Origin of the sequence: Saccharopolyspora gregorii, assembly GCF_024734405.1 — a bacterium.
GTDB classification, from domain to species: domain Bacteria; phylum Actinomycetota; class Actinomycetes; order Mycobacteriales; family Pseudonocardiaceae; genus Saccharopolyspora_C; species Saccharopolyspora_C gregorii.
In genome coordinates, this window is record NZ_CP059556.1 from 1,213,122 (window position 1) to 1,226,889 (window position 13,768).

Consider the following 13,768-nt stretch of genomic DNA (forward strand, 5'->3'; position numbering starts at 1 on the left):
GCGCGGGCGGTTACGGTGTGGGGCGTGCCGCGCCGCAACCGCCAACAACGTCCCGCCGGAGGCCAGCCGGGGAAGTCCCCGCGCCCGTTGGGCGCCGGTTTCGGCTGGTCCAGGGTCGAAGAGGGTCCCGACGGCGAGTGGGTGGTGCGCACGGTGCCCGCCGCGCAGGCCACCAAGACCTACCGCTGCCCGGGCTGCGACCACGAGGTGCGGCCCGGTGTCGGGCACGTGGTGGCGTGGCCCGCCGACGAGCAGGGGGACGTGGCGGACCGGAGGCATTGGCACAGCTCCTGCTGGCAGGCCCGCGCCCGGCGCGGCCCGACGCGCCGGTGGTCCTGAGCCGGTTCGCGCGCGGCGGTGCCTCGGCGACCGCACCGCTGACGGCCGGTACGGGCGGGCCCGGTTGCCGGGAAGCTCACAGCGATCGGTGCGTGCTCGCGTGGGAGGATCGCGGGGATGAGCACCGAGATCCGCGCCAACACCGTGCTGCCCGCGAAGCGGGAGCAGATCACCCTGCACACCGCGGACGAGCTGCGGTTGATCGGTGAGCTGTCGCTGCCGGAGACCGGCGCGCCGCGGGCCACCCTGGTGTGCCTGCACCCGCTGCCGACGCACGGCGGCATGATGGATTCGCACCTGTTCCGCAAGGCCGCGTTCCGGCTGCCCGCGCTCGCCGATCTGGCGGTGCTGCGGTTCAACACGCGCGGTACGGCCAGCGAGGCGGGTCGCAGCGAGGGCGAGTTCGACTCGGGCGGCGCGGAGCGGTTCGACGTGGCCGCCGCCCTGGAGTACGCCGAGTTCCACGACCTGCCGAACGTGTGGCTGGTCGGTTGGTCGTTCGGCACCGACCTGACCTTGGTGCACGGGCTGGATCCGCTGGTGCGCGGCGCGGTGCTGATCTCGCCGCCGCTGCGCTGGAGCACCGAGGAGCACCTGCGGGCCTGGGGCGAGTCCGGGAAGCCGGTGCACGCGCTGGTTCCGGAGTTCGACGACTACCTGCGCCCGGCGGAGGCGCGGGAACGGTTCGCGGCGATCCCGCAGGCCCGGGTGCACGGCTTCGGCGACACCAAGCACCTGTGGGTCGGCAAGGCGGAGGCCGCGCTGGACGCGATCGTGGACGTCGTCGCGCCGGAGGTCACGACGCCGCTGCCGCGCACCTGGGACGGCCCGCATGAGACCCGCCAGGTCACCATCGTCGGGCAGTGATCAGGTGCGTTCGGCCCGGCACAGGTAGGCGCGCGGGGTGCTGCCGACGCGGGTGAGGACCGCGGTGGCTTCGGCGCCGCCGCGCGGTTTGAGCCTGCGCCGCAGCGCGTCCGGGTCGACGTCCACCCCGCGGGTCATGATCTCCAGCCGCCCCACGTCGTGCGCGCGCAGCAGCGCCCGCAGCGCCTTCTCGGAGTACTTGCCGTGGTCGAGGACCCGGAACGCGCGGATGCCGGGCGGCGGCGCGTCGCCGGTGAGGTAGGCGATGCGCGGGTCGAGCTGCCCCAGCCCGTGCCGCGCCGCGTAGTGCCGCACCAGCCCGGCGCGCACCACCGCTCCGTCCGGGTCGACCAGCCACTGCCCGGCGTCGCGGGTGGGGCAGTCGTCGGGTTCGCGGTCGGTGAGCTCGTCGCGGGTGCCGTCGGCGCGCAGCACGGTGGCGCGGCGGCGCACTTCGGGGTCGGCGAGCCCGCCGAGCCACACCGCGGCCTCCCGCACCTGCCCGGCCAGCGACACGACCTCCACTTCGGCGTGCGCGGGGACGGCGTCGAAGTCCAGGCCGGGCGCGCACTTCACGACGAGGTCGCGTCCCGTGTAGACGTCGAGGAGCTCGTCGAGCGGCGGTACCAGGTCGGCGGGGTTCCAGCGGCGACGCCCGCTGCCGTCGCGGCGCGCCGGGTCCGCGGTGATCGCGGTGCCGGTGCTGGTGGGCCGCAGCGCGTCGGCGCGCACGAATCCGGCGGTGGCCCCGTCGGCGGCGAGGTTGTGCCGGGCCATGGCGAGCCGCACCTCGTCGAGGTCGGAGCCGAGGCAGCGCCGCGCGACGCGGGCGATCTCCCGCAGGTCCGCGCCGATCGAGCAGGTCACGTCGTGCACGTCCCGCCCGGCGAGGCGGCGCGCGCGGTGCCGGGCGACGGCGGCCGCGGTGGCCTGCTGCAGCGCGTCGCCGGTGAACAACCAGTCCGCGGTGCCGTCGAGCTTCGCCGCGGCCTTGCCGCGCAGCACCGCGGTCTCCAGCGCGGCGGCGGCGAACCGCGGGCCCGCGGCGGCGCGGGCGGCGGCGACGTCGGCGAGGCGGGAGTCCGCGGTCAGCGGCCGCCCGGACAGCGCGGCGACGGCCTCGGTCCCGGCGGGGGAGCGCAGGAACGCCACGTCGTCCAGGTCGAAGGCGTACGCCACTCCGGATCTCCCTGCCACGCGCTGCTCGGACGCGCAGCACTCTAGTCCGCGCGAACGCCCCGCCCGCCGGGGAGGGCGAGCGGGGCGTCCGCGGGAGTGCCGGTCAGCGGCCGGTGAACTCGGCCTTGCCGGGCCCGTTCTCGACGAACGAGCGCATGCCGATCTTCTGGTCCTCGGTGGCGAACAGGCCGGCGAAGATCTGCGTCTCCAGCTTCAGCCCGCTGGCCAGGTCCACGTCGAGTCCGCCGTCGATGGCGGCCTTCGCGGCGGCGAGCGCGTGCACCGGTCCGTTCGCGAACTGCTCGGCCCACTTCCGCGCGGCCGCGTACACCTCGTCACCGGGGACGACCTCGTCGACGAGGCCGAGTTCGAGCGCTTCGGGTGCCTTCACGAACCGGCCGGAGAAGATGATGTCCTTCGCCTTGCTGGGGCCGACGAGGCGGGCGAGCCGCTGGGTGCCGCCCGCGCCGGGGATGACGCCGAGCAGGATCTCCGGCTGGCCGACCTTCGCACCCTCGCCCGCGATGCGGCGGTCGCAGCTCAGCGCCAGCTCGAACCCGCCGCCGAGGGCGTAGCCGGTGATGGCGGCGACGGTCGGCTTCGGGATGGCGGCGACGGCGCTCATCGCCGCGGACAGCCCGTCGGCTTCCTTGCCCGCCATGTCCGCGTAGGACATGTCGGCCATCTCCTTGATGTCGGCGCCCGCGGCGAGGACCTTCTCGCCGCCGTAGACGATCACCGCGCGCACGTCGGGGTGCGCGGCGGCCTCGGCGGCCACGGCCTTCAGCTCCTGCTCGATCTGCTGGTTCAGCGCGTTCATCGGCGGCCGGTCCAGCCGGATCGTGCCGATGGCGCCTTCCACTTCGAGCCTGACGAACTCGCCCACGCCGCAACCTCCTCGTCGAAACCGCTGCTTGCCCGCAGGCTATCCCGAGCGGCGGGCACCGTCAGTGGCGCTGATCTCACGTCGGGTCCGGGACGCGACGGGCCCCGCTCCGGCTGGGGAGCGGGGCCCGGTTCGCGGGTGCGGTCAGGCGCGCCTGCGAGCGAAGAAGCGGTCGCCGCTGCGCTGCAGTTCCAGGTCCTGGTCGAAGGTCTTCGACAGGTTGTCCTCGGTGAGCACGTCGTCCAGCAGCCCCTGCGCGACGATCGCGCCGTCGCGCAGCAGCAGCCCGTGGGTGAACCCGGGCGGGATCTCCTCGACGTGGTGGGTGACCAGCACCGATGCCGGCGCGTCCGGGTCGAGGGCGAGCGCGGACAGCCGTGCCACCAGGTCCTCGCGGCCGCCGAGGTCCAGTCCGGCGGCCGGTTCGTCCAGCAGCAGCAGCTCCGGGTCGGTCATCAGCGCGCGGGAGATCAGGGTGCGCTTGCGCTCCCCTTCGGACAGCGTGCCGAAGGAGCGGTCCGCCAGGTGCGCCACGCCGAGGAGTTCCAGCAGCTCCCCGGCCCGGTCGGTGTCCATGTCGTCGTACTCCTCGCGCCACCGCCCGAGCACCGAGTACCCGGCGCTGACGACCACGTCGCGCACGAGTTCGTCCCCGGGCACGCGGGAGCCGAGCGCCGCCGAGGTCAGGCCGATGCGCGGGCGCAGCTCGAAGACGTTGACGCGGCCCATGCGTTCGCCGAGCACGTCCACGGTGCCGTCCGACGGGTGCAGTTCGGCGGCGGCCAGCTTGAGCAGCGTGGTCTTGCCCGCGCCGTTCGGGCCGAGCACCACCCAGCGCTCGTCGAGTTCCACCGACCAGTTCACGTCGGACAGCAGCGCGTTCCCGCCGCGCCGGACTCCGACACCGTCCATCCGGATGACCAGGTCGTCCACGTCCACCTCCCAGCCGTTTCCGGCCGCTCTGCGCACGGTTCCGGGCGCGTTCGGACCGCCTGCGATCACCGGCGGGTCCCCTCCGGTGCTCATTCTTCCGGTCCCGCACCACGGGCTTGCGCCGGGGCCGACCCGAGGGGGCGGTGGACGCGGGAACGGACCGTTCGTCCCGCCGGATCGGACGAACGGTCCGTTCACCTGGGTGCTCAGCCGACGGGGGCGTGGCCGCCTTCGACGACGGGCAGCCCGGCCGCGGCCCACGCCCGGAACCCGCCGACCAGGTCGGTCGCCCGGCCGAGGCCGAGGTCGCGGGCCTGCGCGGCGGCGAGGCTGGACGCGTAGCCCTCGTTGCAGACCAGGATGACCGGCTGGTCGACGCGCAGGCCGTCGAGCCGGTGCGGGCTGGACGGGTCCAGCCGCCACTCCAGGACGATCCGCTCCACGGTCAGGGCGCCGGGGATCTCGCCTTCGGAGAGCCGGTTCGCCTGCGGGCGGATGTCGATCAGCAGGGCGCCGTCGCGCTGGAGCTCCGCCGCCCGATGCGGGTCGACCCGGTCGAGTTCGTCGCGGGCGTCGCCGAGCAGGTGGTCGATGCCGTACGGGCCGAATCCGGGGGTGTCCTCCGGGTGGACGCGTTGCTGGGGCACGGTGACCTCGCTCATCGGGTTGCCTTCCGGATCGGGCCCGCCGGCTGCGGCGCGACGGGCGGCACGTCGGCCAGGTCGGCGTAGTGCCGCACCGGCAGCAGCGGCGGCGAGTAGGCGTGCACGCTGGCCGCGTTCACCGAACCGGTGTTGCGCACCTGGTGGGCGCGGCCCGCGCCGAAGCCGATGGAGGCGCCGGTGCCGTGCTGCGCGGTGCGGATCGGGCCGGACGGGTAGCGGTAGTCCTCGCGGACCTCGCCGAACAGCACGGCGAACGAGCCGGAGGCGCCGCCGTGGTCGTGCGGGTGGGTGCCCTGGCCGGGCGCCCAGGACAGCAGCCACAGCTCGACGCCCGCGGTGAGGCCGAGCCGCGCCCACCAGCGTTCCTCGTCGTGCACCTCGACGAGGTCCAGCAGCGAGCCGGTCAGCTCGGTGATGGCCAGCGTGGTGAGGTCGCGCAGCTCCTTCGGCGTCCACAGGTCGTGGTCGGGCCGGATCCAGTCCCGCAGCAGCGGCAGGTCGAGGGCGGGGTGCAGCTCGAACGCACCGAGTTCGGGGATCTCCTCGGTGGGGGTGTACTGCGAGATGTGCGTGGGTGCGGACATGGGTGTTTCCGTTCCTTCGTTCGAGAGCTGAATCGGGAACGGGCCGATCGGCGGGGCCGGACCGCATGCGTCCGCGGCAGGGCGGGCGGGTCCGGGGATCAGGTGGTGCCGCGCCGTCGACCCGAGCGGGTCCACGGGGAGTTGCGGTCAGTGACAGGCCGAGGTGACGACCAGGAACAGGTCGATCACGCGATCACGAGTCAGCAACGAATCCGGCACGGACGGATCGTGGCACGTCACCGGGTTTCTCGGCCATACCCCGGCCGGTGCCTCCCACGATGTGGGCGCCGGGCCGGGGTGCGGGTGCGACCGCGGTGATCACCCGCTGCGATCGGTCCGGGCCGCCGATCCGGTGCCCGCGATCCCGGTGTCCCCGAGTCCGGTGCGGCCGATCCGGTCGTCCCGGTCGGCCGGTGCCGCCGACCCCGGCCCGCCGGTGCCTCCGACCCCGGCCCCCGGTCGTTCCGGCGGCTCGGCAGCCCGGCGGCCCGGCGATCAGCCGCAGCGGTCCGGGCCGTGCAGCAGCCCGTCGCGGAAGGCCTCGACGCGCCGCGCACCGGTGAGCTCCTGCCCGCCACCTGCGTCGCGGGACGCGGCGTCGGAGACCAGCAGCGATTCGACGGCCTCGTCCAGATCGCCCGCGGACACGCGCTCGGCGGCGGTGTAGGCCCCGGTGAGGCAGCTGATCGCGGTCCCCGCGGCCGGACCGGTCGTCGGCAGTCCCAGCGGTTCCAGCGCGGCGAGCGCGTACCGGGAGGCGAGCAGCGTCGCGGTGGCCTGGTCGCCGATGTCGCGGTGCAGCTCGTCGAGCCGCGCCGGGTCGTAGCCGACGATCCCGCGGTCGGCGCAGAGGCCGACCGGGTCGCCGGGGCAGTCCCCGGCGCGCACCGCGGGCGGCGTCCAGCCGCGCCCGGCGGCGGCGACCCTGGCGCCGAAGAACGCGCGGGCCGTCGTCTCCGCCCGCGCGAGCGCGGCGTCCAGGGGAGCGTTGGGACCGTCGGGCCCGTCGCCGGTGGGGGCGCGTTCGACGTCCGGTTCGGCGCAGCCGCCGGGCCCGTCCCGGTAGCCGTCCTGGAACGCGGAGATCCGGTCGAAGGAGGTGCCGTGCGCGTCCCCGGCGGAGGCGTCGGTGCCGATCGGGTCGCGGAACACGATCAGCGCGTGCAGCGCCCCGTCCAGGTCCTGCGGCGAGAACCGCAGGTGCGCGGTGCGCCCGTCGGCGGCGGCGCGCAGGAAAGCACCCGCGTAGCAGTCCGCCCCGGCTTCGGTGCGCGCCGCGTCGCCGCCCGCGCCCACGTCCACCCCGGTGTGCTGCTGCACCGCGTGCCCCATCTCGTGGGCGAGGACCACGGCGACCGCCGCGTCCCCGTAGTGCTCCCGCAGCACCGGCAGCAGCGCCGCGCGGTCCCAGGCGACGGCGTCCACCGAGGCGCAGTAGTAGGCGTTGCCCTCCAGGTTCGCGACGGTGCCCGAGCACGGCGGCGGGCGCCCCGTGCCGTTCGAGGTGTCCACCGAGAAGTAGCCGCCGTCGAGGTCGCGCCACTCCTCGCCCGCCACGGCCGGGAGGTTCGCCGTCCAGAAGTCCCGCACGTCGGTGAGGACGGTGGCGGCGAGCCGGTCGGTGTCGCCGCCGTCGGTGCCGTGCACGAAACCCGGGTCGACCGCCCGGTTCGCCGGTTCCCCGGCGGGCGCGGGCTGCGGCTGCGGTGCCGTGGGCGAGCAACCCGCGACCCCGAGGACGAGGGCCAGCACGGCGGACGGGAAGATGCGCACCCCGCCAGCTTCGCACCACCGGGTGGATCAGCCGTCCGCGGCCGCGTCTCCGGCCTGCGAGACTGGCGGGCACGCGTTCGCCCGCGGGCGGCGCGGAACTCGTCGGAGCTGTGCGACGCCGCGCCGGTTCCCGCGACCGACCAGACCGCGAGATGGGATCAGCCGCCGTGAAAGCCGTCCACCGATTCACCGTTCGAGCACACCTGCCGGAACAGCTGGCGGCGTTGGGGACGTTGGCGACGAACCTGCGCTGGACCTGGCACCCGCCGACGCAGGACCTGTTCGCCGCGGTGGACCCGCAGGTGTGGTCGCGGGTGGGCGGCGATCCGCTGCGGTTGCTGGAGGAGGTGCCCGCGGAGCGGCTGCGCGGGCTCGCCCAGGACGACGACTTCCTGGCCCGCACCCGAGCCGTGCACGACGACCTGCGGCACTACCTGTCGGTGCCGCGCTGGTACCAGCAGCGCCAGGCCGAAGGCGCCGGGCTGCCGTCGTCGGTGGCGTACTTCTCGATGGAGTTCGGGGTCAGCGAGGCGCTGCCGAACTACTCGGGCGGGCTCGGCGTGCTCGCGGGCGACCACCTGAAGTCGGCGTCGGACCTGGGGGTGCCGCTGATCGGGGTGGGCCTGTTCTACCGCTCCGGCTACTTCCGGCAGGCGCTGTCCGCGGAGGGCTGGCAGCAGGAGCACTACCCGGTGCAGGACCCGAAGGGCCTGCCGCTGGAGGTGCTCACCGAGCCGTCCGGCGCGCCGCTGCTGGTGCGGGTGGCGATGCCCGCCGGGCGGGAGTTGCGCGCGCGGATCTGGAAGGCGCAGGTCGGCCGGGTTCCGCTGCTGCTGCTGGACACCGACCTGCCGGACAACGACGACGACCTGCGCGGCACCACCGACCGGCTCTACGGCGGGGACGCGGACCACCGGATCCGGCAGGAGATCCTCGCCGGGATCGGCGGGGTGCGGGCGCTGCGCGCCTACTGCGAGCTGACCGGGCACCCCGAGCCGGAGGTGTTCCACACCAACGAGGGGCACGCCGGTTTCCTCGGCCTGGAACGGGTCCGGGAGTTGCACGGCGGGCCCGGGCTGCACTTCGACGAGGCGGTGGCGGCGGTGCGCGCGGGCACCGTGTTCACCACGCACACCCCGGTCCGGGCGGGCATCGACCGGTTCCCGGTGGACCTGGTGCGGCACTACTTCGGCGACGGTTCCTCCGGGGCGCTGCTGCCGGGAGTGCCGACGGAACGGGTGCTGGCGCTGGGTGCGGAGGACAAGCCCGGCATGTTCAACATGGCGCACATGGGGTTGCGGCTCGCGCAGCGCGCCAACGGGGTGTCGGCGCTGCACGGCGGGGTGCTGCGCACCATGTTCCGCGGGCTGTGGCCCGGTTTCGGCGTGGAGGAGGTGCCGATCGGGTCGGTCACGAACGGGGTGCACGGGCCCACCTGGTCGGCGCGGGAGCTCGGCAAGCTGCTCGGCGAGTCCGAAATGGACAGCGGCGCGGGGCTGCGCGGGATGGAACCGGTGAGCGACCCGCTGCTGTGGGAGCTGCGCAGTTCGCTGCGGCAGCGGCTGGTGGACGAGGTGCGGCGCAGGCTGCGGCAGGCGTGGTTGCAGCGCGGCGCCTCCGACCTGGAGCTCGGCTGGTGCGATTCGGTGTTCGACCCGGACGTGCTCACCATCGGCTTCGCCCGCCGGGTGCCGACCTACAAGCGGCTCACGCTGATGCTGCGCGACACCGAGCGGTTGCGGCGGCTGCTGCTCGACCCGGAGCGGCCCGTCCAGCTGGTCGTGGCGGGCAAATCGCACCCGGCCGACGAGGGCGGCAAGGCGATGATCCAGCAGATCACCCGGTTCGCCGACGACCCCGAGGTGCGCCACCGCATCGTGTTCCTGCCGGACTACGACATGTCGCTGGCCCGGTACCTGGTGTCCGGCTGCGACGTGTGGCTGAACACCCCGGTGCGGCCGCTGGAGGCCTGCGGCACCTCCGGGATGAAGGCGGCGTTGAACGGCGCGCTGAACCTGTCGGTGCGGGACGGCTGGTGGGACGAGCTGTTCGACGGCGAGAACGGGTGGGCGATCCCGAACGCCGACGGCGTCACCGACCAGAACCGGCGCGACGACCTGGAGGCGGCCGCGCTGTACGAGCTCATCGCCACCGGTGTCGCCCCCACGTTCTACGAGCGCAGCGCCGACGGCGTGCCCGGCAAGTGGATGTCGATGGTGCGCCACACCCTCGCCACGCTCGGCCCGCGGGTGCAGGCGTCCCGGATGGTCCGCGAGTACGTGGACCGCTACTACGGGCCGGCGGCGCGGTCGGCGCAGGCGATGACCGAGCACGACCACCGCGGCGCGAAGGAGCTCGCCGAGTACGGGGCGCGGCTCGGGTCGGCGTGGGGTTCGGTGCGGATCGGCTCCACCCGGATGTCGGTGCCGGACGGCGCGACCCCGTTGCTGGGCGGGCGGATCACGGTGCGCGCCCAGGTCGACCTCGCCGGACTCGCACCGTCCGATGTGGACGTCGAGGTGGTGGTGGGCCGCGTCGACGACGCGGACGTGCTGCACGAGTTCAGCACGGAATCCATGCGGCCCGGCCCGGACGGCGACTACGAGGCGACGGTGACCCTGCCGCACGCCGGACCCGCCGGCTACACGGTCCGCGTCCTGCCGAAGCACCCCCTGCTGTCCGGTCCGGCGGAACTGGGCCGGATCGTGCTCGCCTGACCCGGTTCGCGGCCGGGAACTAGGCGACGTGCAGGCGGTCGCGGACGTCGCGGACCCGCGGCCACCAGGCGGCGAGGCGTTCGGCGGCGGCGAGCGCGGTGCGGGCGGCGGCGTTGTCGCGGCGGGCCATGTGCGCGCGGGCCAAGGTCGCGAAGTCGTCCGCCTTGGACAGCGGCGAGGTGGCGTGGTCCGCGCCGGACGCGGCCAGCCGCGCCGCCTCGTCCGCGTCGCCCTCCAGCAGCGCCAGCAACCCCTTCGTCCCGTTCAGCCGGTACGCCGGGTAGCCGAGCGAGATGGCGTCCTCCATCGCCTTCCGCGCGATCGGCAGCACCTCGTCGGCGGGCAGCTGGCCGGATTCCGCGGCGCAGCAGCCCAACCCGGCCAGGCCCGCCAGCACGTAGGACAGCTCGCGCGGCGGCAGGTCGGCCGCCGCGATGTGCCCCACCAGCTTCAGCACCGCCTCCGCGTACTCGCCGCGCGCCTCGTGCATGGTGATCTGGCAGTTGATCGTGGTGTCCAGGCCGGGGTGCAGCGCGGCCAGCCGGTTCACCACCACTTGCGCGCGGGCCACGTCCCCGTCCTGCAACGCCTCGTGCGCGCGCGCCGCCAGCGGGCTCGCCAGGAACTCGGTGCGCTGCGGTTCCTCCATCCGCGGCAACCCGAACAGCAGCCAGCCGGTCGAGGTGGCCAGCGGCGCCCGCCGCGGCCACAACTTGTGCAGCATCAGCGGCGTCACGGCGATCAGCAGGCCGCGTCCGAACGATCCCTCCGCCAGCAGCCAGCACGCCAGCACGGCACCGATCCCGGCCACCGCCGACGTCACGCCCGCCAGCCAGCAGCGCAGGATCACCGGGCTGCGCCACGGCCCGATCTCGGAGGCCAGTTCCAGCGGCAGCGCCCGCAACGTGATCGTGGTGCGCCCCACCCGCCAGGTCGCGATGCCGCGCAGCGAGCCGATCACGACGTGCCGGATGCGTAGCCCGAACACCGCCGCCCCGGTCAGCAACCCCAGTTGCGTGATCATCGGCAGTGCGACGACCCCGGCGAGCGCGCCCAGCACGCCCCACCCGAACCCGCCGGGACCGCTGCCCGCGACGCCTTCCACGACCCCCACGGCCACCAGGCCGGACAGCGCGGCCACCACCCACGGCCGACACCACTGACGCAACGTCCCCATGGGCAGAGGACCTTACGGGAACGATCGCCGCCACCACGGCGGTTTCCGGTGCGAAGCCCGTCTCGATCCGCGGCGCGGACGCCGTGCGCGGCACCGGATTCCGGGCGCGGCGCGGAGAACCGGGCCGCACCGGCCACCCGATAGGCTGATCCGCGCGGCCGGTGGACCGAGCTCGGGGACGCGGGTCCGCCGCCGCCAACGGACCTTCGGACAGGATGAGGAACTTCTGTGGCACCGGTTTCGGCAGGCGCTCCGCGCGGCACCCGGGTCGGCGGCGCGGTCCTCGCGCTGCTCGCGTGCATCTCGCTGGTGAGCGGGTGCTCGCGGGTGATCAGCGGCACCCCCACCGCGGAAGGCGGGCCCGCCGCCGACGACGTGGCCGGACTGCCCGTGAACGACGGACCCACCGGGCCCCGCGCGGGCGTCGCCGACGCCGACCTGGCGGTGGAGGGCACCGACCGCGGCGAGATCGACGGGCTCGCCCGCAACGCCGTCTCCGACGTCCAGGACTACTGGAAGGCCGAGTTCCCCGACGCCTTCGACGGCAAGGAGTTCGACCCGGTCGGCAAGTTCGTCTCCTACGACTCCACGGCGCTCGGCGGCGCGCTCTGCGGCCAGCAGACGCGCGGGCTGTCCAACGCGTTCTACTGCGGCAAGGAGGACCTCGTCGCCTGGGACCGCGCGGACCTGCTGCCGCGGCTGAACAACAGCTTCGGGCCGATCGCCGTCGTCACCGTCCTCGCGCACGAGATGGGCCACGCCGTGCAGCAGCGCGCCGGCACCGTCGGGGAGCAGGACTCGACGCTGGTCTCCGAGCAGCAGGCCGACTGCTTCACCGGCTCCTTCTTCCGGCACGTCGCCGAAGGCGGCGCGCAGCACTTCCAGGTCTCCACCGGCGACGGCCTGAACAAGGTCATGGGTGTGCTCAGCTACATCCGCGACACCCCGGGCGAGAGCGACTTCACCGGCGCCGACGCGCACGGCAGCGCCTTCGACCGGGTCACCGCCTTCCAGTACGGCTTCAGCGACGGGCCGAAGCGGTGCGCCGAGATGGACGCCGAGGACGTCAAGCAGCGCACCACCCAGTTCCGGTTCTGGAAGCAGGCGCAGGAGACCGACCTGCCCGTCGACGAGAAGAACCTGGCCGCCGTGCAGGAGAGCCTCCGGCTGGTCTTCAAGGACACCGGGGCGCTGCCGCCGCACCTGGTGACCGAACCGCTCGCCTGCGCGGGGGTGCGCAGCACCAGCCCCGTCGCCTACTGCCCCGGCACCAACACGGTGTCGTTGAGCCTCGACGACCTGCAGCGGATCGCGACTCCGCCCGCGAAGGACGACGCGAACTCCGGCTACGGCGACTTCGCCGCGTACGCCCAGGTCGCGTCCCGCTACGCGCTGTCCGTGCAGGAGGCCGCCGGGCTGCCGCTGACCGGGCAGAACGCGGGGCTGCGCACCGCGTGCATGGTCGGCGCCTGGAGCGGGCTGCTGGTGGAGGACCCGATCGGGCGGCGCAACCCGGTGGGCGAACTGCGGATGGCGCCCGGGGACATCGACGAGGGGGTGGCCGCGCTGCTCGGCGACGACAGCCTCATCGCCGCCGACGTCGACGGCCGGCAGGTGCCCGCGGGCTTCGCCCGGGTCGAAGCCTTCCGCCTCGGCTTCCAGGACGGTTTCTCCCCCTGCAGCACCCAGTACTCCGCCGGACCCGCCTGAGACGCGGCCGCGGGAGCATCGCGGCGGGCGGCGAACGACGGGCGGTGGTTGGGCCGTTCGGCGTGCAACGGCGGTCGGGTCCGCGCGTCCTCCGGACATGGCTGGATGGCGGGAACTCGGGTGGGACGGACTGATCAACGGCCGCGAGCTGGGCGGCGTGCCGGTGCGCGACGGTTACGTGCGCTGGGGCGCCGTCGTCCGCGCCGGGAACCCGGTGCGGTTGAGCGCCGAGGGCTGGGCGGCGCTGTGGGCGCACGGGGTGCGCACCGTCGTCGACCTCACCGACGGCGTCGAGGACGGCCCGGACCGGGCGCCGCGGCCCGCCGGGCTCAGCACGCTGCACCTGCCGCTGGACGATCCCGGGGACGCCGAGTTCCGGGACCGCTGGGGCGGCGCGCTGTCCTGCACCCCGCTGTACTACCCGGCGTTCGTGCGGCGCTACCCGCGGCGGCTGGCCGAGGTGGTCGGCGCGATCGCCACCGCCCGCCCGGGCGGGGTGCTGGTGCACTGCGGCAGCGGGCGGGACCGGACCGGGCTGGTGGTGCTGGTGCTGCTCGGCCTGCTGGGCGCCTCCGCCGAGGTCATCGCCGCCGACCACGCGCTCAGCCACGCCCCGCTGCGCGCGGTCGCCGCCGCCGAGGGCAGACCGGACGACGCCCCGGAGATCCGGCGGTTGCTCGCCGCGCACGGCAGCAGCACCGCCGCCGTGGTCCGCGAGGTCGTCGAGGCCCGCGACCTGGCCGCCGAGCTGCTCGCGGCGGGCCTGACCGGCGGGGAGCTCACCGCGCTGCGGGAGCGCGCCCTCGGCCGCGTCCGCCCGGCCCGCCCCATCGACACCCCGTTCCTGCACGGCTGAGCCGGCCCCTCCCGCGCTGCCGGGCCGTGCTGCCGCACCGCGGTGGGAGCCGACCGGCGGGGCGTCCGCCGCGTCACAGCCT

General features: G+C 74.8%; 12 protein-coding genes. 5 read left to right on the forward strand and 7 right to left on the reverse strand.

Annotation, left to right across the window (positions count from 1 at the left end):
* The first annotated feature begins 24 nt into the window (after nucleotides 1-24).
* Nucleotides 25-339: a hypothetical protein gene (locus H1226_RS05265; protein ID WP_224956430.1), complete on the forward strand. Its 315-nt coding sequence runs from the start codon at nucleotides 25-27 to the stop codon at nucleotides 337-339.
* A 117-nt stretch (nucleotides 340-456) separates the two neighbouring features.
* Nucleotides 457-1,206: an alpha/beta hydrolase gene (locus H1226_RS05270; protein ID WP_224956431.1), complete on the forward strand. Its 750-nt coding sequence runs from the start codon at nucleotides 457-459 to the stop codon at nucleotides 1,204-1,206.
* On the opposite strand, the gene H1226_RS05275 is transcribed toward H1226_RS05270, so the two are convergent.
* The 6 genes from H1226_RS05275 to H1226_RS05300 all read right to left on the reverse strand — a co-directional run bounded on the left by H1226_RS05275 (nucleotide 1,207) and on the right by H1226_RS05300 (nucleotide 7,226).
* On the reverse strand, nucleotides 1,207-2,385 hold the full coding sequence (locus H1226_RS05275) for a class I SAM-dependent methyltransferase (RefSeq protein ID WP_258347584.1): 1,179 nt from the start codon (nucleotides 2,383-2,385) through the stop codon (nucleotides 1,207-1,209). It lies immediately after the preceding gene.
* A 103-nt stretch (nucleotides 2,386-2,488) separates the two neighbouring features.
* Nucleotides 2,489-3,271, reverse strand: a complete 783-nt coding sequence (locus tag H1226_RS05280) for an enoyl-CoA hydratase/isomerase family protein (RefSeq protein WP_258347586.1) — start codon at nucleotides 3,269-3,271, stop codon at nucleotides 2,489-2,491.
* Nucleotides 3,272-3,415: 144 nt separating this feature from the next.
* Nucleotides 3,416-4,183, reverse strand: a complete 768-nt coding sequence (locus H1226_RS05285) for an ABC transporter ATP-binding protein (RefSeq protein ID WP_258349345.1) — start codon at nucleotides 4,181-4,183, stop codon at nucleotides 3,416-3,418.
* Nucleotides 4,184-4,410: 227 nt separating this feature from the next.
* Entirely contained in the window at nucleotides 4,411-4,866 is a 456-nt protein-coding gene (locus H1226_RS05290; protein WP_258347588.1) for a rhodanese-like domain-containing protein, read from the reverse strand.
* Nucleotides 4,863-5,453, reverse strand: a complete 591-nt coding sequence (locus H1226_RS05295) for a cysteine dioxygenase (protein WP_224966745.1) — start codon at nucleotides 5,451-5,453, stop codon at nucleotides 4,863-4,865. The genes H1226_RS05290 and H1226_RS05295 overlap by 4 nt, the downstream gene beginning before the upstream one ends.
* Nucleotides 5,454-5,948: 495 nt before the next feature.
* Nucleotides 5,949-7,226: a neutral zinc metallopeptidase gene (locus H1226_RS05300; RefSeq protein ID WP_258347591.1), complete on the reverse strand. Its 1,278-nt coding sequence runs from the start codon at nucleotides 7,224-7,226 to the stop codon at nucleotides 5,949-5,951.
* A gap of 167 nt (nucleotides 7,227-7,393) precedes the next feature.
* Between H1226_RS05300 and glgP the strand changes: the two genes are divergently transcribed.
* A complete protein-coding gene (gene glgP / locus H1226_RS05305; RefSeq protein ID WP_258347593.1) occupies nucleotides 7,394-9,943 on the forward strand; it encodes an alpha-glucan family phosphorylase in 2,550 nt (849 codons plus the stop codon).
* A gap of 19 nt (nucleotides 9,944-9,962) precedes the next feature.
* Here glgP and H1226_RS05310 read toward each other — a convergent pair whose 3' ends face one another.
* The gene (locus tag H1226_RS05310; protein WP_258347594.1) at nucleotides 9,963-11,120 is read right to left on the reverse strand and encodes a hypothetical protein; all 1,158 of its coding nucleotides are present in this window, start codon (nucleotides 11,118-11,120) and stop codon (nucleotides 9,963-9,965) included.
* Nucleotides 11,121-11,348: 228 nt separating this feature from the next.
* On the opposite strand from H1226_RS05310, the gene H1226_RS05315 reads away from it, so the two are divergent.
* Together H1226_RS05315 and H1226_RS05320 are read left to right on the forward strand one after the other, a co-directional pair.
* Nucleotides 11,349-12,830: a neutral zinc metallopeptidase gene (locus H1226_RS05315; protein WP_258347596.1), complete on the forward strand. Its 1,482-nt coding sequence runs from the start codon at nucleotides 11,349-11,351 to the stop codon at nucleotides 12,828-12,830.
* 97 nt (nucleotides 12,831-12,927) lie between these two features.
* Nucleotides 12,928-13,686, forward strand: a complete 759-nt coding sequence (locus H1226_RS05320) for a tyrosine-protein phosphatase (RefSeq protein WP_258347598.1) — start codon at nucleotides 12,928-12,930, stop codon at nucleotides 13,684-13,686.
* Nucleotides 13,687-13,768 lie beyond the last annotated feature (82 nt).